The organism is Janthinobacterium sp. 1_2014MBL_MicDiv (assembly GCF_001865675.1).
In the GTDB taxonomy this organism is placed as follows: Bacteria; Pseudomonadota; Gammaproteobacteria; order Burkholderiales; family Burkholderiaceae_D; genus Janthinobacterium.
Genome location: NZ_CP011319.1, coordinates 4,635,048 through 4,656,998 on the forward strand (window position 1 = coordinate 4,635,048; position 21,951 = coordinate 4,656,998).

20 protein-coding genes are annotated in these 21,951 nt (G+C 64.0%); 3 read left to right on the plus strand and 17 right to left on the minus strand.

What is annotated here, in order from left to right; translation table 11 throughout:
- Positions 1-42: 42 nt before the first annotated feature.
- A complete protein-coding gene (locus tag YQ44_RS19935; RefSeq protein ID WP_156894920.1) occupies positions 43-489 on the minus strand; it encodes a hypothetical protein in 447 nt (148 codons plus the stop codon).
- Positions 490-796: 307 nt separating this feature from the next.
- Between YQ44_RS19935 and YQ44_RS19940 the strand changes: the two genes are divergently transcribed.
- Entirely contained in the window at positions 797-2,860 is a 2,064-nt protein-coding gene (locus YQ44_RS19940) for a TonB-dependent receptor domain-containing protein (protein WP_071324864.1), read from the plus strand.
- A 135-nt stretch (positions 2,861-2,995) separates the two neighbouring features.
- Here the strand turns inward: YQ44_RS19940 and YQ44_RS19945 are convergent, their stop codons facing one another.
- From YQ44_RS19945 to YQ44_RS29110, 10 genes are all read right to left on the minus strand, one after another.
- Complete coding sequence (locus YQ44_RS19945; RefSeq protein WP_071324865.1) at positions 2,996-3,496, minus strand: glycine zipper family protein; 501 nt, start codon at positions 3,494-3,496, stop codon at positions 2,996-2,998.
- An 11-nt stretch (positions 3,497-3,507) separates the two neighbouring features.
- A complete protein-coding gene (locus YQ44_RS19950; protein ID WP_071324866.1) occupies positions 3,508-3,954 on the minus strand; it encodes a hypothetical protein in 447 nt (148 codons plus the stop codon).
- A gap of 190 nt (positions 3,955-4,144) precedes the next feature.
- Positions 4,145-6,268, minus strand: coding sequence for a sodium-translocating pyrophosphatase (locus YQ44_RS19955; RefSeq protein ID WP_071324867.1), 2,124 nt, complete (start codon positions 6,266-6,268; stop codon positions 4,145-4,147).
- A gap of 196 nt (positions 6,269-6,464) precedes the next feature.
- The gene (gene adk / locus YQ44_RS19960; protein WP_071078917.1) at positions 6,465-7,121 is read right to left on the minus strand and encodes an adenylate kinase; all 657 of its coding nucleotides are present in this window, start codon (positions 7,119-7,121) and stop codon (positions 6,465-6,467) included.
- A 308-nt stretch (positions 7,122-7,429) separates the two neighbouring features.
- A complete protein-coding gene (gene kdsB, locus YQ44_RS19965; protein WP_071324868.1) occupies positions 7,430-8,188 on the minus strand; it encodes a 3-deoxy-manno-octulosonate cytidylyltransferase in 759 nt (252 codons plus the stop codon).
- A gap of 2 nt (positions 8,189-8,190) precedes the next feature.
- Entirely contained in the window at positions 8,191-8,367 is a 177-nt protein-coding gene (locus YQ44_RS28385) for a Trm112 family protein (RefSeq protein ID WP_010395789.1), read from the minus strand.
- Complete coding sequence (gene lpxK, locus YQ44_RS19970) at positions 8,348-9,403, minus strand: tetraacyldisaccharide 4'-kinase (protein WP_071324869.1); 1,056 nt, start codon at positions 9,401-9,403, stop codon at positions 8,348-8,350. The genes YQ44_RS28385 and lpxK overlap by 20 nt, the downstream gene beginning before the upstream one ends.
- A 126-nt stretch (positions 9,404-9,529) precedes the next feature.
- Complete coding sequence (locus YQ44_RS19975; RefSeq protein WP_071324870.1) at positions 9,530-9,973, minus strand: ExbD/TolR family protein; 444 nt, start codon at positions 9,971-9,973, stop codon at positions 9,530-9,532.
- Positions 9,970-10,575: a MotA/TolQ/ExbB proton channel family protein gene (locus tag YQ44_RS19980; protein ID WP_071324871.1), complete on the minus strand. Its 606-nt coding sequence runs from the start codon at positions 10,573-10,575 to the stop codon at positions 9,970-9,972. Before YQ44_RS19980 ends, YQ44_RS19975 begins: the two co-directional genes overlap by 4 nt.
- A 578-nt stretch (positions 10,576-11,153) precedes the next feature.
- The gene (locus tag YQ44_RS29110; protein ID WP_156894921.1) at positions 11,154-11,450 is read right to left on the minus strand and encodes a hypothetical protein; all 297 of its coding nucleotides are present in this window, start codon (positions 11,448-11,450) and stop codon (positions 11,154-11,156) included.
- 26 nt (positions 11,451-11,476) lie between these two features.
- Between YQ44_RS29110 and YQ44_RS29115 the strand changes: the two genes are divergently transcribed.
- Together YQ44_RS29115 and xseA are read left to right on the plus strand one after the other, a co-directional pair.
- Positions 11,477-11,620, plus strand: coding sequence for a hypothetical protein (locus YQ44_RS29115; RefSeq protein ID WP_156894922.1), 144 nt, complete (start codon positions 11,477-11,479; stop codon positions 11,618-11,620).
- Between the two features lie 327 nt (positions 11,621-11,947).
- The gene (gene xseA / locus YQ44_RS19985) at positions 11,948-13,309 is read left to right on the plus strand and encodes an exodeoxyribonuclease VII large subunit (protein ID WP_071324872.1); all 1,362 of its coding nucleotides are present in this window, start codon (positions 11,948-11,950) and stop codon (positions 13,307-13,309) included.
- A gap of 87 nt (positions 13,310-13,396) precedes the next feature.
- On the opposite strand, the gene YQ44_RS19990 is transcribed toward xseA, so the two are convergent.
- The 6 genes from YQ44_RS19990 to YQ44_RS20015 form a co-directional block, all read right to left on the minus strand.
- Positions 13,397-15,859 carry a TonB-dependent receptor gene (locus YQ44_RS19990; RefSeq protein WP_071324873.1) on the minus strand — a complete coding sequence of 821 codons (2,463 nt, stop codon included), beginning with the start codon at positions 15,857-15,859 and terminating at the stop codon, positions 13,397-13,399.
- Between the two features lie 106 nt (positions 15,860-15,965).
- Entirely contained in the window at positions 15,966-17,018 is a 1,053-nt protein-coding gene (locus YQ44_RS19995) for an ABC transporter ATP-binding protein (protein WP_071324874.1), read from the minus strand.
- Between the two features lies 1 nt (position 17,019).
- Entirely contained in the window at positions 17,020-18,378 is a 1,359-nt protein-coding gene (locus tag YQ44_RS20000) for a GH1 family beta-glucosidase (protein ID WP_071324875.1), read from the minus strand.
- 39 nt (positions 18,379-18,417) lie between these two features.
- Entirely contained in the window at positions 18,418-19,236 is an 819-nt protein-coding gene (locus YQ44_RS20005; RefSeq protein WP_071324876.1) for a carbohydrate ABC transporter permease, read from the minus strand.
- Positions 19,233-20,219, minus strand: coding sequence for a carbohydrate ABC transporter permease (locus YQ44_RS20010; RefSeq protein WP_071324877.1), 987 nt, complete (start codon positions 20,217-20,219; stop codon positions 19,233-19,235). The genes YQ44_RS20005 and YQ44_RS20010 overlap by 4 nt, the downstream gene beginning before the upstream one ends.
- A gap of 49 nt (positions 20,220-20,268) precedes the next feature.
- Entirely contained in the window at positions 20,269-21,582 is a 1,314-nt protein-coding gene (locus YQ44_RS20015) for an extracellular solute-binding protein (protein ID WP_198043774.1), read from the minus strand.
- Positions 21,583-21,951 lie beyond the last annotated feature (369 nt).

Consider the following 21,951-nt stretch of genomic DNA (forward strand, 5'->3'; position numbering starts at 1 on the left):
CGGGTCCCCAGCGAAAACTTGCTTCCTCATCTCATGGAATGGTCAGAAACATTGCACGAACGCTCCGTTGCGATGGCAGATGCGGCCGTTGGCGTCGAGCGTCGCATTGCCGGCGCCGTTATAGCGCGCGCCCGAGGCGTCGCGGCAACCGCCAGGGTCGCAGGAACCGATCGGTTGCGGCAGGCTGGGCATGGGCACGGCCGGGCTGGGCGGCAAGGACGGCATGACGACGGCGGGGGGCACGGCGCGCTGCGCCGGCATGCGGCCGATCACCTGCGTCACAGCGCGTCGCGGCTGCACGGGCGGCGCCGGCTGGCACGGTTCGACGGCCAGTTTCGTGCTGTCGCGCGGATCGAGCCGGCACACGGGCAGCGCTTCCGATGGCGCCGGCTCCGCCGCACGGGCGTGACCTGCGGCCAGCAAGGCCGCGCAGGCTGCCAAAGCCAGCATGCCGCAGGCGCTGAAACGGGTGCTGAAAAAGATGCTCATGGCGCCTCCCCAGATACTTGTCCTTCATTATTGTCCCGGGCCGCGCCAGATCCAAACGGCGTAACACTTTTTCACACCGCGGGGCGCGGCAACGCCCTGCCAGCCCGTTTCACAACGCAGGCAAAGAAATGGATACGGCGTTTTATTTCCGGCTAGCACTTTCTTTCTTGCCAGTATGGCACTACAATAAGAACGATTCTTATTCTCATTCATGAAATTCAACCTTATTTTATTGCATTTTTAATCATTTCGCACCCAAGCCACCCGAAAGGCAGCCAGGAAATAACAACATTCGGGAAAGTTCACCATGTCAAACCGCAGTCCAGTCGTCGCCACACCACTTGCCACCCGCCCTGCCCTCCCACCGTACCGCACCGCCCTGCTCCTGCCCTGCCTGCTGTCGCTGGCCGTCGGCAGCGCCTGGGCCGAAGGCAATGTGGCCGCCGATCCCACCATGAACACGGTGGTCGTCACCGCCTCGGGCACGGCCATCGACATCAAGGATGCGCCGGCCAGCATCAGCGTCATCACGCGCGAGGAAATCGAGCGCCAGCCCGTGTATGACTTGAACACCCTGCTGCGCCGCATCCCCGGCGTGACGGGCGGCACCGGCCCCGAAGGCGAAGCGTCGAAGATCAAGCTGCGCGGCCTGCCCGACAAATACACCTTGATCCTCGTCGACGGCAAGCGCGTGGGCAGCTCGGCCGACACGGCCTACCGTCCCGACCTGGGCCGCCAGGACTTGAACTGGATCTCGCCCGACATGATCGAGCGCATCGAAGTGGTGCGCGGCCCCATGTCCTCGCTGTACGGCTCGGACGCCATGGGCGGCGTGATCAACATCATCACGCGCAAGGTGCCGGGCAAGTGGAACGGTTCGGCCACGGCCAACTACACGCAGCCGCAGGACAGCGGCCGCGGCACGGCGCACCAGCTGGGCGTGAACCTGGCCGGCCCCCTGTCGGAGACGGTCGGCATGCGCCTGGGCGTGGCCCAGAGCCGGCAGAATCCCGACGAGAAAGCGATCGGCAAATCGGGCGGCATCGGCGGCGAACGCAACCAGACTGTCACGGGCCAGCTGAACTGGGCGCTGGGCAAGAAGCAGAATCTGTCGCTGGACGCCAGCTACGGCAGGCAGGAAGCCACCGATTCGACCACCCTCGATGCAGATGGCTACCCGCTGTTCGGCGCCTGGGGCGCGAGCAAGCTGATACGCAAGAGCGTCAGCCTCGGCTACGAAGGCCGCTGGGACTTCGGCAAGACGACGGTCAACCTGTACCACAATGACTTCGACAACGAAGTCGTCGGCACGGTGGCGAAATCCAAAGACAGCACGCTCGATGCCAGCCTGGAAAAACGCGTCGGCTGGGGCGGCATCGAGCAGATGCTGGTGATGGGCGGCCAGTGGAAGCACCAGGAACTGACGAACACGGACACCATCGGCACCGTGCCCACCGATTACCTGGGCAATCCCGTGAGCGGCGCGACCCTGTCCGGCACCACCTCGGCCCTGTTTGCGGAAGATCAGCTGTTCTTGCGCGACAACCTGACGGCCACGGCCGGCCTGCGTCTCGACCACCACAGCAAGTTCGGCAACCACTACAGCCCGCGCCTGTACCTGGTGTACCACCCTGCCCCGGCCTGGACCATCAAGGGCGGCGTCTCGCAAGGCTTCCGTGCCCCGAGCCTGAAGGAAAATTCGCCGGCGGCGGCCACGCAGTCGGGCGGGCGCGGTTGCGGCAGCCTCAAGCCGCTGGGCTACATCACGGGCGGCTGCTACATGGCCGGCAATCCGGACTTGAAGCCGGAAACGAGCACGGCCGGCGAAATCGGCGTGGCGTGGGAACAGAATGGCTGGGATGTGGGCCTGACCTACTTCCACACGGATTTCAAGAACAAGATCGATTACGCGCCGCTGGGCTTTTTCCAGAAGCAGTGGTGGACCAAGATGACGAATATCCAGAAGGCGCGCACCAGTGGCCTGGAAGCGACGGCCACCATCCCGCTGACGAAAAACCTGAACTGGCGTAACAACGTCACCTACATGGCGGAGGCGAAAAACCTGACCACGGGCGCCAACCTGCTGTCCACGCCGAAGCTGTCGTGGTACTCGGCGCTGGGCTGGCAAGTCAACGACCAGCTGTTCGGCGAAGTGTCCGCGCAGTACACGGGCAAGGAACTCGATGCCGGCAAGCTGGCCGACAAGGCCTACACCATCGTCGACACCGTCGTGTCGTACAAGGTCACGCCGCAATGGACCGTGCGTGGCGGTGTGCAAAACCTGTTCAAGAAGGGCCCGATGGCCGATGGCCTGGTCGACTACTATGTGCCGGGACGCCGCATGTTTGTCGGCCTGACGTCGCGCTTCTAAGCACGCCTGTCAAGACCTGCTGCGCGGCGTGATGCGGTCCGCGATGCTCACTGTAGCTCCGTACAGTTGCGCGTCGCAACCGCCTCCCCCTACCGCTCGCTACGGTCGTGCCAGGCGTTGTGGCAGCCTGGCAGCCTAATACCGGGGCGGCGGCGTATCGGGCGGCGGCGTGGCGGCATTCGCCGGCACGCCACTCAGCATCTGCCCGGCGACCGGCACCTTGTGGCCGCTCGCGTACATGCATTGCTGATAAGCATTATCGTAGCGGCGCTGCATGCCATGCGATGAATTGTCCGCCGCGCCCGTGCCCGCCAGCGCGCCAAACAGCAAACCCGTGCCGGCACCCACGCCGGCGCCATGCCCGCCATCGATGGCGGCGCCGGCCGCCGCACCGAGCACGGTGCCGAGTGCCGCGCTGCGCACGCCGCTGTCGACGCCGGCCTGCTGCGCCGACGCACCGCCCAGCTGCGCCTGCGCATAGCCGCGGCAACTGCCGTCATCGCTGCGGAACTGCTCGAAACTCTTGCCCGTGCCGGGCAAGACCATGGCCGACGGCCCCTCCGGCATCACCGTGCACGCGGCCAGCAAGAGGGGCGCCAGCAAGCCGGCACGCCCCAATAAGGTTCTCGTGTTCATTTCCGTCCCCTTCAGCGCACGCTATCGGGTGGCACGGCACGCCAGGCCGTGCTGCAATTCTTGACGTATGGGTAATACCCTTGCGGCCGCGCGCAGTAATACCACATCTGTGCCGTCGGTACGCCGCCCTGCTCGACATACACGGGCGGCGGCTGCACGACGACCACGCGCCCGTACGGGTAGCCATAGGGATAGCCATACCACGGGTCGCCATACCACCCTGGCCCATAGCCATAGCCATAGCCATAGCCCCAGCTCGAGCCCAGCCACACGCCCACGTGCGGACGGCCGTGGAAATGGCCGTGGCCAGCGTGAAGACCGCCATGCCCAGCATGGCCGCCGTGACCGCCGTGGCCGCCAGGCGCGGCCCAGGCGCCGCCACCCAGCGCCAGCCCCATTACCAGCAGCGCCAGCCGTATGCCGCCTGCCTTGCGATTGCTCTTGTGATTGTTGTCCATGACATCCTCCTGCCATCCAACGCCAACGATGAAGCTCACTCCATTATTGGCAGGCCAGCGGCACAAGCAAAGCAGCCGTAACAATTGCTCACCTTTGATACGCTGAGGATATGGATGGCAGGAAAGTTTCACTGGCGCAAAAGCAAACAGCCCCGCGGCGGGGCCACGGGGCTGTCGGGAGTGTGCTGCCTTACTGCGCCGGCAGCACTGGCGCGGGCGTGGCTGGCGCCAGAATGGGCGGCAGCGGCGCGTGGATCGGCACCGGCGCGGCCACGGCCAGCCAGCCCGTGGCCGGCAGCAGCGGCACCAGCAGCAGGGCCACGATATTGATGATCTTGATCAAGGGATTGACGGCCGGGCCGGCCGTATCCTTGTACGGGTCGCCCACGGTGTCGCCGGTGACGGCCGCCTTGTGGGCGTCGGAACCCTTGCCGCCGAAGTGTCCGTCCTCGATGTATTTCTTCGCATTGTCCCAGGCACCGCCGCCCGTGGTCATGGAAATGGCCACGAACAGCCCCGTCACGATCGTGCCCATCAGCAGGCCGCCCAGCGCGGCGGGCCCCAGCAGCATGCCGACGACGATGGGCACCACCACCGGCAGCAGAGACGGCACGATCATTTCGCGGATGGCGGACGCCGTCAGCATGTCGACGGCCTTGTCGTATTCGGGGCGCGCCGTGCCTTCCATGATGCCCTTGATGTCGCGGAACTGGCGCCGCACTTCCACCACCACGGCGCCGGCCGCACGGCCCACGGCTTCCATCGCCATGGCGCCGAACAGGTAGGGTATCAGCCCGCCGATGAAGAGGCCGACGATGACCATCGGGTTCGACAGATCAAAGGTGATGTGCTGGCCCACCGATTCCAGCGCGTGCGTGTAGTCGGCAAACAGCACCAGCGCGGCCAGGCCGGCCGAGCCGATGGCGTAGCCCTTGGTGACGGCCTTGGTGGTGTTGCCGACGGCATCCAGAGGATCGGTGATGGCGCGCACGGAGTCGGGCAGGCCCGACATCTCGGCGATGCCGCCCGCGTTGTCCGTGATGGGGCCATACGCGTCGAGGGCGACGATGATGCCGGCCATCGACAGCATGGCCGTGGCGGCAATCGCAATGCCGTACAGGCCGGCCAGCTGGTACGAGACGAGGATGGCGACGCAGACGGCCAGCACCGGATAGGCGGTCGACTTCATCGACACGCCCAGGCCGGCGATGATGTTCGTGCCGTGGCCCGTCGTCGACGCTTCGGCGATGTGGCGCACGGGCTTGAAGTCCGTGCCCGTGTAGTACTCGGTGATGTACACCATCAGGCCCGTGAGGACGATGCCGACGACGGTGGCGCCCAGCATCTTGTAGCGCATGGCGTCGTCGGGCCACAGCAGCCACGTGACGACGGCAAAGCCCACCAGCGACAGGCCGGCTGCCCACCACAGTCCCGTGTACAGGGCCGACATGATCTTTGCGCCCGGCCTGGTCTTCACCATCGAGCAGCCGACGATGGAGGCGAGGATGGAGACGGCGCCCAGCAGCAGCGGATAGAGGATGGCCGTGCTGCTGGCCTCGGCCATCAGCAGTGCGCCCAGCAGCATGGTGGCGATCAGGGTCACGACATAGGTTTCGAACAGGTCGGCCGCCATGCCGGCGCAGTCGCCCACGTTGTCGCCCACGTTGTCGGCGATGACGGCCGGGTTGCGCGGGTCGTCCTCGGGAATGCCCGCCTCCACCTTGCCCACCAGGTCCGCACCGACGTCGGCGCCCTTGGTGAAGATGCCGCCGCCGAGCCGCGCGAAGATGGAAATGAGCGAGGCGCCGAAGGCCAGGCCGATCAGGGGCTTGATCAGGTCGTGCTGCGTCAGGCCGGGCGCGCCCGTCGTCACCAGCAGCCAGTAGAACAGGGTCACGCCCAAAAGGCCCAGTCCGACCACCAGCATGCCGGTGATGGCCCCGCCCTTGAACGCCACATTGAGCGCCTGGTTGATGCCCAGGGTGGCCGCCTGCGCCGTGCGCACATTGGCCCGCACGGAGACATTCATGCCGATGAAGCCGCAGGCGCCCGACAGCACGGCGCCGATCAGGAAGCCCAGCGCCGTATGCAGGCCAAGCAGCGCATAGATGGCGATCAGGAGCACCACGCCGACGATGGCGATGGTGCGGTACTGGCGCGCCAGGTAGGCGGCCGCGCCCTGCTGGATGGCCAGGGCGATTTCCTGCATGCGCGCGTTGCCGGGATCCTGGCGCAGGATCCAGCTACGCGACACCAAACCATAAATGACTGCGACCACGCCGCAGGCTACCGCAAACCACAAGCTGGCTGCCATATCGTCCCCTTCTGTTTTTATCCGACGTTATTACCGACAGCTGCAGACCGCACCGGGTAGGCACGCGCAGCCAGGAAAACACGACCTGCAAAAAACTTCTACCGCTAAATAGAAACCAGAAACGAAACGAAATGGCGCCGCGGGTGAAAAGCGGGCACAAAAAAAGCGGACACTCAGGTCCGCTTTTCAAAATTGCTTATTCCGCCAGGGCGGCAAATGCGCTGTCGCGGATTTGCTCGACCGGACCGACGCCGGCGATGCGGCGGTATTTCGGTGCGCCTGGCAGGCCGGACTTGGCCCAGTCATTGTAGTAGCCGAGCAGGACCTTGGTCTGGTTGTGGTACACGTCCAGGCGCTTCTTGACCGTTTCGGCCTTGTCGTCGTCGCGCTGGATCAGCGGCTCGCCGGTGATGTCATCGACGCCGTCGACCTTGGGCGGGTTGAACTTGACGTGATAGACGCGGCCCGAACCCGGGTGGCTGCGGCGGCCGTCCATGCGCTCGATGATCGAAGCGTCAGGCACGTCGATTTCCAGCACGTAGTCGACATTGATGCCGGCGTCCTTCATGGCGTCCGCTTGCGCAATGGTGCGCGGGAAGCCGTCGAACAGGTAGCCATTGGCGCAATCGGCTTCCTGCAGGCGGTTCTTGACCAGGCCGATCATGATGTCGTCCGACACGAGGCCGCCCGCATCCATGACTTTTTTCGCTGCCAGGCCCAGTTCCGTGCCTTCCTTGATCGCCGCGCGCAGCATGTCGCCCGTGGAGATTTGTGGAATATTGTATTTTTCTTTGATGAAGTTAGCTTGGGTGCCCTTGCCGGCACCGGGTGCTCCTAAAAGTATCAGACGCATTGAAAGTTCCTAAAAAACAGATTTTGGATGGTGGTATGTGTAATTTTTTTTAGATGGTGTTGCTATGGCTATCTTTCCCTACGAAACTTACCACAAAAAATCCCCGGAACGCCAGTTTGCTGTCGAATTGCTATGTCCTGATTGATCAAAGCCAGCAATTAGCGAAGCAGGTGTTTCAAAATGTGGTTTTTTATGGCAGGCCCCGCATAAAATTTTTCCGGCACGGGCACGGCGTCTGAAAAACCTTCAGGGAGAGGCGTCCCGCCGCATGGACGGCGCGGCGGGACAACACCGCCATGGACGTTTTCTCAGGTGGCGTGGCGGTAATGCGCCTGCACTCTGGCCAGATCTTCCGGCGTATCGACGCCGGCGGCCGGAGCGGAGTCCGTCACGTGCACGGCGATGGCATAGCCATGCCACAGCACGCGCAGCTGCTCCAGCGCCTCGATCGCTTCCAGCGGCGAGGCGGACAGACCGGGATAGGTCTGCAGGAATGCATTGCTGTACGCGTACAGGCCGATATGGCGCAGCGGCACATAGCCGGCCGGCAGGCGGTCTTTCGACTGCGCGTAGCCGTCGCGGTGCCAGGGAATCGTCGCGCGCGAAAAATACAGCGCGCGGCCATGCTTGTCCAGCACCACCTTCACCACGTTCGGATTGAACGCGTCGGCCACCTCGTGCAGCGGATGGGCGCACGTGGCCATCGGCACGGCAGCGCTGATCTGCGCCGCGCAGGCGGCCAGCAAGGCCGGGTCGATCAGCGGTTCGTCGCCCTGCAGGTTGACGACGACGGCATCCAGCGGCAGGTCGAGCGTGCGCGCCACTTCGGCGATGCGGTCGGTGCCCGAGGGATGGTCGGCGCGCGTCATGCACACTTCCACGCCATGCGCGGCGCAGGCGTCGCGGATGGTGTCATGGTCGGTGGCGACGATGACGCGCGCGGCGCCCGACAAGGCGGCCTGCTCGGCCACGCGCACCACCATGGGCTTGCCGCCCAGGTCGGCCAGCGGCTTGTTGGGCAGGCGCGTCGAGGCCAGGCGGGCCGGGATGATGACGATGAACGCCATCGTTATTCCACTGCGTCTTGCAGGGTGCGCGCTTCGTCCGCCCACATGATGGGGATGCCATCGCGGATAGGATAGGCCAGGCGGTCGGCGCGGCAAATCAGTTCCTGCGCCTTCTTATCGTGTTCAAGCGGGCCCTTGCAAACAGGGCAGACCAGGATATCAAGCAGTCGAGCGTCCACGACATTTCTCCACAATTTGTTGGGCCAGCGCGCTATCGATGCGCGCACTGACCGGGACAACCCACAGTCTCGGGTCGTCTTTGAGATGTTCAATTTGCGCACATTTTACTGCATCCTTCTCGGTGATCAAGATCACGTCCGTGTCGAGGGCGGCAAATGGCTGGTCGAGGAAATCGTGATGGTCGGGCAAGGGCAGTTCCGCAAAGCGCAATCCCTGCGCGCGCAGCATGCTGAAAAAGCGCTGCGGATTGCCGATGCCGGCTGCCGCCACGATGCGCTGGCCGCTGGCCGCCAGCTCGCCAAGCGCCATGCGCTCGCTGCGGTCGAGCAGGCGCTCGGCGACGCCACCGGCCAGCAGCATCTGCACCACCAGGGACCCCTTGGGCGCCACCTGCGCCACCAGTGCCGGCGCCAGCTCGGGCGCGTTGATCACCGTCACGTCGCGGCGGCGGCGCGGCGATTCGCGCAAGGGCCCCGCCGGCAGCAGCCAGCCATTGCCGGCGCCGCGGCCGTCGAACAGCACGATTTCCACGTCGCGCCGCAAGGCGTAATGCTGCAAGCCGTCGTCCGTCACCAGCACGTCGACCTCGGGATGCGCGGCCAGCAGCGCCCTGCCCGCTTGCGCGCGGTCGCGCCCCACCATCACGGGGCAGCCGCCGCGCTGGAAGATCAGCAGCGGCTCGTCGCCCACCTGCTGCGGCGTGGAGGTCGCCGTGACGGCGCGCGGCAGGCGGTCGGCGCTGCCATGGCCGCGCGAAATGACGCCTGGGCGCAGGCCGGCGTCGCGCAAGGCTTGCACCAGCCAGATCGTCAACGGCGTCTTGCCGGTGCCGCCTATGAAAATATTGCCAACGACGACGACGGGGACCGGCAGGCGCTGGGATTTCAGGATGCCGGCCCGGTACAGGGCGCGCCTGACGCTGCTCAAGGCGCCGAACAGCAGCGACACGGGCCAGAGCGCGCACGCCAGCGGGCCGCGCGTCAGCCAGGCGCGGGTGAGAGTGGTTTCAAGCTTGGCGGGGGAGGATGTGGGCATGGGGAAAAACGTAAAAGTGATGTAGGTCGGATTAGCGGCGCCGCCCAGGCGCAGCGTAATCCGACATGCTCGGCTATTGGCGTTGTCGGCTTACGCCGTGCCGGCTAAGCCGACCTACGGTCTAACTTACTTGCTGCCGCCGGCCTGCGCCGCAAACGTCAGCTTTTCATAGCCGGCCAGGCGCGCCGCTTCCATGACGTGGATGACCATCTGGTGCATCGCGAACTGGTCGGCATTGACCACCACCACGGGCGTCTGCGCCGGCGCCTTGCCGCCGTTGGCCGCCTTCGCCGCATCCTGCAAGGCGTCGGCCAGGCCGGCCACGTCGCGGAACGAGACGGGTTCGCGGTTGACCGTGTAATTGCCCTTGGCGTCGATGGTGACGTCGATCTGCTGCGGCTTGTCCCTGGCTTGCTCGGCGTCGGCCGTCGGCAAGGTGATCTGCAGCTCCGTGAATTTGCTGTAGGTGGTGCTGACCATGAGGAAGATCAGGATCACCAGCAGCACGTCGATGAACGGGATCAGGTTGATTTCGGGGTCTTCACGCCCCTTGCCTTTGCGGAAGTTCATTTGCGGCCACTATGGACGATATCGACGAACTTGACCGCTTGCTGCTCCATGTCAATGACGAAGCTGTCGACGAGGGCGCGGAAATGGCGGTAGAAGACCAGGGTCGGCATGGCGATGGCCAGGCCGAAACCCGTGTTGTACAGGGCCACCGAGATGCCGTGCGCCAGCTGGGCCGGGTTCGAGCCGCTGGCATTCTGCGAGCCGAAGATCTCGATCATGCCGACCACCGTGCCAAACAGGCCCATCAGCGGGGCCAGGGTGGCGATGGTGCCCAGCGTCGTCAGGTAGCGCTCCAGCACGTGGGCCACGCCGCTGCCGGCCTCCTCGATCGACTCCTTCATCACGTCGCGCGGCGCGTCGACGTTGCGCAGGGCGGCGGCCAGCACCACGCCCAGCGGCGAATTGTCTTCCAGCTTGGCCACCGTATCCGGCGTGATCTTGCCATTGCGATATACCTGCACCACTTCATCGAACAGCTTGCGGGGCAGTATCTTGCCGCGCCGCAAATACAGCAGGCGCTCGACGATCAAGGCCATGGCCACGATGGAAGCGATCAGTAACAGCCAGATGGGCCAGCCAGCGGCCTGGAAGATAGCGAGCAAAAGAAACTCCTGTTAGTTAGGCATAGTCGTGAGTGGCAGGCGCTCGGGCGCCGGCAAACAGCCTGTATTGTATTGCACCGGCCGTCCACGCAGCATATGCGCGGGCGAAGGAATGGCGCAATGTAGCGCGTTGCCGCGCCGGCGGCAAGGGGCGCCTGCGCGGCAACGGCACTCGCGCTTGTCCACAGCGGGTGGCAGCGTGCTTGCGGCAGCACAGTTTTGCACACAATCTGTGGACAAGATTGTGAGCAAGCATGAAGTCCAGCATGTAAGTCATTGATTTACATGAAGATTATCAGGCTGCGCAAAATACAGGCATAGCAGCTAAGCGGGCATAGTCAATGTCAGATAATCAAGAATCGAAAAGTTCTGCACATTTACTGTGGACAAGATTGTGCGCAAAGCCAAGGAAAACATATAAGACATTGATTTAAAAGGATATTATTTCAATGAGTAAAAATGTAGCAGGCGGTGCACGATGCTGGCCCCACAGGTAGGAAAAGTTCTGCACATAATCTGTGGACAAGATTGTGCGCAAGCGCAAGGATAGACGCTAAGTACATTGATTTATATCGTTTTTATCTCCCTGCGTAAAAATGTGGCAAGGAAGAAAAAGGGCGTTTTTTCCAGCCTGAATCGGGCAAAAAATAGCCGTTTTCCACCGCCGTCGCAGTTCCGCACATAAAGTGTGGATAAGATTGTGAGCAAGCGGATTGACTCCATGCAAGACCCTTGATTTTAAACGGATTTTTTTCAATGCTCAAAAATAAGGCAGCCATGGAGCATGGCGCGGCGGTGGAAAACCCCGCAATGGCGCGAAACGATTTAGCCAGTTTTACACACATTCTGTGGATAAGATTGTGAGCAAGGCGCACACCTCCATCCTAGTTCCTTGATTTATATGGATATTTTTATTCTGCGTAAAAATAAGGCAAGCCTTGCAATAGGGCTGGCGGTGGATAATCCGGACGGCGCGCCCGAGTTCTGCACATTTTTTGTGGATAAGATTGTGCGCAAGGCCATGCATGGCATACTAAGCGATTGATTCCTATAGACTTTATTTCCATGCGTAAAAATGTGGCAGGGCATTTTTCTGGCATATTTCACGCATCTGTCCGTGCAGCCCTGCCTCAGTTGTCCAGGTCAAAAAGTTCCGCACACTTTCTGTGGATAACTTTGTGCGTAAGTGGCACGGGCATTACTGATGTGCTTGATATTAAAGGTTTTTTTCCCTGTGCACGCAAATCAGGCATGCGGGAATTCATCATGAAATCAATTACTTAGAAATAGAACTTGTTGTTTTGCACGATATATGACATAAGCATGACCTCGCCGATAATATGTGGACAGCTTCCCTCTCTCACCCTGCCTGATGATGAACGACACTCCGACCGACAGCGGCTTTGCCGCCCCGCCCGTGCTGACCGTCAGCGCCCTGAACCAGGCCGTCGCGCGCCTGCTCGAGCGCTCGTTTCCCCTGACCTGGATCGCCGGCGAGATTTCCAACTTCACGCGCGCCGCTTCCGGCCACTGGTATTTCACGCTGAAGGACGATGGCGCGCAGGTGCGCGCCGTGATGTTCCGCGGCCGCGCCCAGTTTGCCGGCTTCACGCCGCGCGAAGGCGACAAGGTCGAGGTGCGCGCCCTGGTCACCCTGTACGGCGCGCGCGGCGATTACCAGATCAATGTGGAAGCCATCCGCCGCGCCGGCGTGGGCGCCCTGTATGAAGCATTCCAGCGCCTGAAGGAAAAGCTGGCGGCGCAGGGCCTGTTCGACCCCGAACGCAAGCGCGCCATTCCCATGTTCGCGCGCACGATCGGCATCGTCACCAGCCCGCAGGCGGCCGCCCTGCGCGACGTGCTGATCGCGCTCAAGCGCCGCGCGCCGCACGTCAACATCGTTCTGTACCCCACGCCCGTACAGGGCCAGCAGGCGCCGGAAAAGATCGCGCTGGCCATCCGCACGGCATCGGCAAGGGCCGAGTGCGACGTGCTGCTGGTATGCCGTGGCGGCGGCAGCATCGAGGATTTGTGGTCGTTCAACGATGAAGGCGTGGCCCATGCGATCGCCGACTGTTCCATGCCCGTGATCAGCGGCGTGGGTCACGAGACGGATTTCACCATCGCCGACTTCGCGGCCGACCTGCGCGCGGCCACGCCGACGGCGGCGGCCGAACTGGCGGCCACGCCGCGCGCCGACTGGCTGGCATCCTTGCGTGCCGACGCCACCGACCTGCGGCGCGCCATGCGCCGCAGCCTCGACGACGCGGCGCAGACGCTGGACCGCCACAGCCGCCGCCTGCTCAACCCGACAGCCCAGTTGCGCCAGCAACGCTTGCAGCTGCTGGCCCTGTCGACGGCCATGACGCATGCCGCGCGCGCGCCCGTGAACCAGGCGCAGTACGCGCTCGAACGCCTGCGCAGCCGCTGGACGGCCTTGCGCCCCGACGTCGGCGTGCCGCGCGCGCGCCTGCTCGAAGCGCAGCGCCGCGGCGGCGCAGCCATGGCGCAGCAGGTGAGCCGGCAGCGCCACCGCCTCGATGGCCTGGCGGCGCAGCTGGAGCTATTGAACCCGCAGCGCACGCTGGAACGCGGCTACGCCATCCTGCGCGACGAAAAAGGCGCCATCGTGCGCTCGCCGGCGCAACTGCAGGCGCGCCAGAACGTCAACGTGCGCCTGGCCGACGGCAGCGCGCAGATCGGCATCGCCAGCGTACAGGCGACGTTGGAGTAAAAAAGGCCGGGGAAGCTCCCCGGCCCAACACCTGCCCTACTGAGTGAACCGCTACTGCTACATCTATTGCCGTTTCACACTACGCCATCAGAACTTCATCGACACGCGCGCGCCAACCGTGCGCGGCGCGTTGTAGAAGGCGCCGTAGATCTGCTGCGTCGGCTGGCATGGCATGCCCACGTCCGTGCAGATTTCATTGACGTCCAGCTTGACCGCCTTGTCGGTGGCGTTCTGCACGAACGCTTCCACCGTATAGGCCTTGTTGGCCGGCTGGAAGCGCAGGCTCAGGTCCAGCGTCGTGTAGGCTTCCTGGCGCTTGACGCCGGCATGGCCCGGCACATCCGCGTTGAAGGCGCCCGCCCCCACATACGACATGGTTTCATAGTGCACGGAGGCGCGCGGCGTCAGCTGTCCGCCGGCGACGGCAAAATCGCGTTCGTACTGCACCGTGGTGGAAAACTTCGGCGCGTGCTTCATGGTGCTGCCGCCCACGTTCACCAGTGGCGCCGTCGAGCCGCAAGACTGGCCGTTGGCGCGCGCCGCATCCACGTCGCACGAGAGGAAATCGTCGTACACGGCTTTCAACCAGGTGGCGTTGCCCGTCAGGCGGTCCACCTTCGTCGGCCGCCACACCCATTCCGCTTCCAGCCCCTTGACGGTGGCGCCGGCCGCGTTGAAGTTGGCCAGCACGCTGTTGACCACCTGCGACTCGAGCTTGTCCTTGTACTTCATCAGGAAGGCGTCGAGGTTCAGGGTCAGTTCGCGGTTCAGCAGGTCGGACTTGAAGCCGATTTCATAGCTGGTCAGCTTTTCCGGCTTGGTGGTCTCGCCGCCATCGCCCATGGCCGGCGAGTGGAAACCCGTCGTCACGGAACCGAACAGCAGAATGTCCGGGCGCAGCTTGTACTCGATGCGGCCCAGCCAGGTAGCCTGGCCATATTTCAGGTCGGCCGTATTGTCGCCCGGCGTATTGCCGCAGGTGGCCGCCGTGATGGCGCCACCGGGCCCGATATTGTGCGTGTTGGCCAGGCCCGTGCCGGGCGTGACCAGCTGCGCCAGCTGGCCGGGCGTGAGCACGGTGGTGCCCAGCGGCGTGTTGGCCGGCCAGTTCGGGCAGGCCCAGTTCTGGCCACCGATGTCGAACTTGTGGTCTTTCGTGTAGCGCGCGCCGGCCGTCAGCTTGATCTGCTCCGTCACCTGCTGGCTGACCTGGCCGAACACGGCTTTCGACTTCAGCTGGCGGTTGCCCTGGATGAAGGACATGGCCGAAGCGTACTGGCCCACGGTCGGCTGGACGAAGATCACGGCGCCGTTGGCGATATCCTGCTGTACGGCCGCCTGCGAAATCTGGCTGCGGTCGATATCGAAGCGCACCTTGTTCTTTTCATTGAAGAGGAACACGCCCGCCACCCACTGGAACGGCGCGTCGTCGTCCGAGCGCGCCTGCAGCTCATGCGAATAGCTGTCGAACTGCGCCCAGTCCGTGCGGTTTTCCGACTTGAAGCCGGGGAACAGGCCCGCGTCCGCATCGTTGCTGTTCTGGCGCTTGTAGCGGCTCCAGCTGCCCAGGTAAGTGAAGTCCAGCGCATCCGTCGGCTTGTAATTGAGCTTGCCCTTGTAGGTGAGGATGGACTGGTCCAGTGTGCCCGGCGTGTCGATCAGGGCCGAGCGCAGCTTCTCGCCCGCTTTCGGTTCGGCCGCCAGGTAGACGTTGCCGGCGCCCTGGTCGAGGAAGTAGTCGGCGATGAAGGTGCCGCGCAGCTGCGGCGTGAACTTCCACAACAGCGAGGCGCGCACGCCCATCTGGTCGCCGGCGCCATACTTGGCCGTGCCCGGCATGACGTTCGAACCGCGGCGGAAGTCCACCGTGCCGTCGTGGCTATCCTTGATGGCGGCGATGCGCAGCGCCACGTCGTCGGAAAACGGGATATTGAGCATGCCCTGCGTCTGCAGGTGGCGGTAGTCGCCCACGGTGATGCCGGCCGAGCCCATGAACTTGGCCGTGCTGGGCGCGGCCGACACCAGGTTGACGGCGCCGGCCGTGGAATTGCGGCCGTTCAGCGTGCCCTGCGGCCCGCGCGCCACCTCGACATGCGACAGGTCATACATCAGCGCCGTGGCGCCCTGGGGACGCGGCGAATACACGCCATCGACATAAAAGGCGACGGCCGGGTCGCCCAGCTCCGTGTGGTTGGCCGAACCCACGCCGCGCATGTAGACGTGCACGCCGCCCGAGTCGCCATGCTGCTCGACGACGAGGCTGGGCACCATGGTGGCCAGCGAGGCCAGGTCCTTCACCTGGTTGTTTTGCAGGGTGTCCTGGTTGAAGGCGGTGACGGCCAGCGGCGTCTCCTGCACGAAGGTGTTGCGGCGCGTGGCCGTGACGACGATGCGCTCCATCTGCTCGGCCGCGGGTTGTGCCGTATTGATGGCCGCCGGAGCCGTATCGGCTTGCTGCGCCAGCGCGGCGCCGCCGCCCAGCAGGATGAACTGGGCGAACGTCGCATGCGCCAGGCTGTATGCAATGGTGTTTCTCTTGAACGGCTTCATTGTTATTGTCTCCTCTACCACTGGTTGAATGATGATCACATAGCTCTTTGGCTACTGCTGCACATTTCTTGGGTGTCAAGCTCGCGTCATGGGGCCTCCGTGCGGGTCAATGGGTGGCCACGGCGCGCCCGCCCGTGTCGAACAAAAAGGCATGGCCCTCCTCCGGCGCGAAGCCGATGGCGCTGCCCGGGGCCAGCGCGTGGCGCGTCTCCCCATGCAGCTTGATGGCCACCGCGTGCTGGCCGCCATTGACGGCGCCGTCGAGCATGGCGTGGATGATCTGCGCGTCGCCCAGCTGCTCGATCAGGGTGACGCTGGCGCCATAGCCTTCCTCGCGCGGCACCAGGCGCAGGTGCTCGGGGCGGATGCCGACCAGCATGCCCGCCTCGCCGCCAAGCTGGCTGGCCAGGGCCGGCACGGCGGCGCACGGCAGGAAATTCATGCGCAGCGCGCCGATGAAGCCGGCGACGAACTGGCTGGCCGGATGGCGGTACAGGTCCAAAGGCGCCCCCACCTGCTCCAGGTGGCCGCCATGGAAGACGGCGACGCGGTCGCCAAGGGTCATGGCCTCGACCTGGTCGTGCGTGACGTAGATCATGGTCGTGCCCAGCTCCTGGTGCAGCTTGGCCAGCTCGATGCGCGTCTGCACGCGCAGCGAGGCGTCGAGGTTGGACAGCGGCTCGTCGAACAGGAACACCTTGGGCTGGCGCACGATGGCGCGGCCGATGGCCACGCGCTGGCGCTCGCCGCCGGACAAGGCCTTGGGCTTGCGCTCGAGCAGATGCGTGATCTGCAAAATCTCGGCCACCTTGCCCACGGCGGCCCGCACCTCGGCCTCCGGTTTGCCCGCCAGTTTCAGGGCAAAGCCCATGTTCTCGCGCGCCGTCATGTGCGGGTACAGCGCGTAGCTCTGGAAAACCATGGCGATGCCCCGCTCGGCCGGCGCCACGTCGTTGGCCAGCAGGTCGCCGATGCGCAGCTGGCCCGCGCTGATGTCTTCCAGTCCCGCGATCATGCGCAGCAGGGTCGACTTGCCGCAGCCGGACGGCCCGACGAAGACCATGAATTCGCCGTCATGGATGTCGAGGTCGAGGCCCTTGACGATTTCCGGGCCGTCGCCGTAGGTCTTGCGGATGCCGCGCAGGGAAATGGCGGCCATCTCAGTGCTCCCCGACCGGCACGGCGGCATGGGCGGCGCGCTGGGCCGCGATGAAGTCGCGGTACCACAGGGCGCTGTCCTTGAAGCTGCGCTGCTGCGTGGCGTAGTCGACATACAGCATGCCGAAGCGCTTGGCATAGCCCGAATTCCACTCGAAGTTGTCCATCAGGCTCCAGTAGAAATAGCCGCGCACGTCGATGCCCTGCGCGATCACGGCGCGCAGGGCATCCAAGTGCAGGCGCACGTAGTCGATGCGCGCCTGGTCCGCCACCTTGCCGTCGAGCAGCCTGTCGTTGACGGCCATGCCGTTTTCCGTGATGTAGACGGGCGGCAGCCGGTACTCGCGGTGCAGGCCCACCAGCAGCTCCGTCAAGCCCTGCGGATAGGTTTCCCAGCCCATGTCGTTGAAACCGAGCTTGCCCTCGGGCTTGCGCGGCGGCGTCTCGGCGCTCACGTAGGCACGCGTGTAGTAATTCACGCCGAGGAAATCGATGGGCTGCCGGATATCCATGAAATCGTTTTCAAAGATGGACAAAGCAGAAGCGTCGACGTGTTTCAGGGCCAGCGCCGGATAGCGGCCCTTGAAGATGGCGTCCATATACCACTGCACCGAACGCGCATAGTCGAGTTCCGCCAGTTCACGGTCCTGGGCGCTGTCGGTGGCCGGCGTGGCCGTCCATTGATTGAGCACGATGCCCAGTTTGGCGGAGGGATGGACGGCGCGCATCGCCTGCATCGCCAGGCCGTGCGACAGCAGCAGATGGTGCGACACCTGCACGGCGGCGGCCGGGTCGGCCATGCCAGGCGCAAACTGGCCCGTGCCGTGGCCCAGCACGGCCGTACACCATGGCTCGTTGTGCGTGGCGATGCTGGCGACCTTGTCGCCGAAGCGGCGCGCCACCTCGGCCGCATAGGCGGCGAAGTGGTAGCAGGTGGCGCGATTGAGCCAGCCGCCTTCGTCCTGCAAGGCTTGCGGCAAGTCCCAGTGGTACAGCGTCAGGTGCGCCTCGAGGCCCTTGGCAGCCAGCGCGTCGAGCAGGCGCGCGTAGAAAGCGAAGCCGGCCTCGTTCCAGGCGCCGGAGCCCGTCGGCTGCACCCTCGACCAGGACATGGAAAAACGGTAGGCGTTCACGCCCAGCTTGGCGATCAGCGCCACGTCATCGGCGTAGCGGTGGTAATGGTCGCAAGCCACGTCGCCATTGCTGCCGTCGATGATCTTGCCTTCCGTGTGGCTGAAGGTATCCCAGATGGACGGGCCGCGGCCGTCGATGGCGGCGGCGCCTTCGATCTGGTAGGCGCTGGTGGCCACGCCCCAGGTGAAGGTGGCGGGGAAGTTGATATCGGTGTCGTCGTTATGCATGGTGTTTGGTGTCGTGTGAATGGATTAAAAAAGAAAGGCTTAACCTTTTACCGCGCCCTGTGTAAGCCCCTCGATCAGGCGCTTCGAGGCGACGAAGAACATCAGCAGCAGCGGCAGCACGGCAATCGCCGCCCCCGTCATCAGCGCGCCCCACTCCGTGTTGTTCGGTGCCTGCATGCTGCGCAGGGCCAGCGGGATCGTGTAGTTCTCGACCGAGCGCATGACCACCAGCGGGGTGATGAAATTGTTCCACGAGTTGATGAAGGTGATCAGGCCCAGCGTGCCCATGGCGGGGCCGATCAGCGGCAGCACGACGCGCCAGTAGATGGCGAATTCGCCGCAGCCGTCGATGCGCGCCGCCTCGATCAGATCCTTCGGGATGGCCGTGCCGATGTACTGGCGCATGAGGAAAATACCGAGCGCGCCGGCGGCGCCCGGCACGTACAGGGCGCGCGGCTGGTCGAGCCAGCCGAGGAAATCCATCAGCATGAAGGTGGGGATCATGTTCATGAACGACGGGATGATCATCGACGCCATCACCAGGGTAAACAAGGGCTGCTTGAAGCGGAACTCGTACATGGCGAACGCATAGCCGCCCAGAGAACAGAAGAACAGGGTCAGGGCCGTCGTCATCAGGGCCACGTACAGGCTGATGCCGATATTGCGCCAGAACGGCAGGCGCTCCTGCAGCAGTTCCAGGTTATTGAGCAGGGCCGTGCCGAACCAGCGCGGCGGCGGCAGACTGTAAATTTCCGCGCTCGTATGCGTGGCGAAGACGAACATGAAGTAGAACGGCGCGACCATGATCAGGGCGCCGATGGCCACCATGGCGTAGGCCGTCCAGCGTGTGGTTTTCATTTGGCCTCCCTGCGTTCGTTGCGGCTGAAGATGCGGTTATTCACCCAGGTGGTGCTGGCGATGATCAGGAACAGCAGCCAGGAAATGGCCGACGCCGTGCCGAAGTCGCCCGAGGAAAATGCCGTCTTGTAGACGAAGATGGCCGTCGTCATCACGGACTGGCTCACGCCGCTCGATTCGGCCACCAGCACGAACGGCTCCTCGAACAGCTGCAAATTGCCCATGATGGTCAGCGTGACGGCCAGGTAGATCATCGGGCGCAGCTGCGGCAGGGTGATGTACCAGAACTGCTGGCGGGTCGAGGCGCCATCGATGGTCGCCGCCTCGTACAGATCCTTGGGGATGACCTGTAGCGCGGACAGGTACAGCACCAGGTTCCAGCCCAGGTAGCGCCAGAAGATGACGAAGGCGACGGCCGGCTTGATGAACAGCGAACTGCCCAGCCAGTCGATCGATTCCGCCGGAAACAGGCCGCCGACCAGCGGCAGGCTGGCGCACCATTCAAGCAGTACATTGATCTGCCCATAGTCGCGCGAAAACAGCGTGTTGAAGACCATGGCGATGGCCACGCTGGAGGTGATGAACGGCAAGAAGTAAATGCCGATCACCAGGTTGCGCGAGCGCTTGAAGCTGTTGTGGATGAAGGCGGCCAGCGGAATGGCCACCAGGTGCTGCGGCACGCCCGAGGCCAGCGCCAGCCACACGGTGTTGCCCAGCGAACGCAGGAACCACGGGTCGCTCAACGCGTACTTATAGTTGTCGAGTCCCACCCACTGCATGGCTTCCACGCCGCTGGCCGCTTCCCACTGGTTGAACGACAAATAGATGGAAAACAGCAGCGGGAACAGGCTGAAGACGGCAAACAGGATGAAGAAGGGGCTGATGAAAATATACGGCGCCCATTTCTTCCTGTCGAAGCGCCTTTTTGCCGGCCGCGCCGGGGCGGACGCGCCTTGCGCCAGCGATGCGGAGGGCGCACTCATGGCCGCTTTCCGTATTGGGTTGGATGTGGAATAAGAGTCATGCCGGTTCCTAGCGCCGCGCGCGGTGGGTGATCAGGGCCTTGGCGTCGGCCAGCGCCGTCTTGATATCCTTGTCTTGCGCCAGCACGCTTTCCAGCTCCATGTTGACGATGTCACGCGCCACGGCGTCGAACTTGTCGACGCGGATGACGGGAATCTTTGCCGCCGTCTCGCGCGCCAGCAATCGCGTCTTCTGGCCGCCGAAATACGCCTGCGGCTCGTCCATCATGGGGTCCGCATAGGCCGCCTTCAGGGCCGGGAAGGCGCCGATCTCTTTCAGCGAGTGCAGCTGGATATCCTTGTTGACGGTCATGAACTTGATGAATTCCCACGCCTGCGCCTTGTTGGCGGCTTTTTTCGGGATGCCGTAGAACGAGCCGCCATACGACGCCAGCGCGCCGGCCGGCAGGTTCGCCACGCGCCACTGGCCTTTCGATTCCGGCGCCAGCCATTTGGCCAGGTGGCCGCTGAGCCAGGAACCCATCATCTGGCTGGCCACCTTGTCGCGCTTGAAGCCTTCGGCCCATTCGCCCGTCCAGGCCACGGTGCGCGCATCGATGCCGGCCACCCTGGCCGCCTTCGCCAGCTCGAACGCCTTGACGAAGCGGGGCGAGTCGACCAGCACCTGGCCCTTGTCGCCGAAATAAATGCCTTCGCCATCCTTCAGGTTGGCGCGAATGACGATGTCGGCGAGGTCGCTGGCGCCGGCCAGCAGATAGGTGCCGGTGGCCGCCTTGAGCTTCTTGCCGGCGGCGATGTAGGACTCCCACGAGGCCGTCAGCTCGGCTTCCTTGATGCCCGCCTTGTCCATCAGGTCCTTGCGGTAGAACAGGGTGCCCGGCCCCAGGTCGGCCGGCATGGCGCCCAGGGTGCCGCGCGAGCTGGTGGCCTGCACGAAGGTGAACGGCACGAACCGGTCGCGGTACTGCCCCGCCCCGTACGGCGCCTGCAGCAAGTCTTCCATGCCCTTCGATTCGGCGAAGCTGCCCACGTAACGGAAGTCGATCGCCATCACGTCGGGCAGGCGCGCGCCGGCCGCCAGCGCCGTCGTCATCGAATTATGGTGGTCGTCGATCTGCAGGCTGACCAGCTTGACCTTCACCTGCGGATACAGTTTTTCCCACAGGGGCAAGGCCGTCTTGACAGCGCGGTCCAGATCGGGGAACGAGGCGACGGTAATGGTGGCGGGAGCCAGCGCGGGCAAGACAGGCGCGGCTGGGACGACTGGGACAGCCACGGCCGCGGCGTTGGCCATGCCGGCTAGGGTCAGCGCGGCCAGCAGGGACGCGGCAGGGAAGCCTGCGCCAGGGATGCTTGACTTCATGTATTTCATCTCCGTTTATTGAGCGTCTTCTATCTTGAAAACGTTTTCACAACATGTGTCCATTTAACACCGCAAAGAAAATCAAGTCAACCGAAAAAGTTGTCATTTTTATTGAGGCCATCGTGGCGAGTTGGGCTGCACCGGGCATTCTCTCCTATGAAAAGCGGTGAAAGTTGGCGGCCGGAGATGTTGTTGTTTTTTGTGAAAACGTTTTCAGATGTAGGGAGACGCAGGCCGGAGTGGCCCTGCGTAGGCGATCCGGCGCGTGGCTGCGGCGTGGCGTGGGCTTGGGCGTTGCGTTGTCGGCTTACGCCCTGCGGACTAAGCCGACCTACGCCGACCTACGCCGACCGACACCGGCCTGCTCTG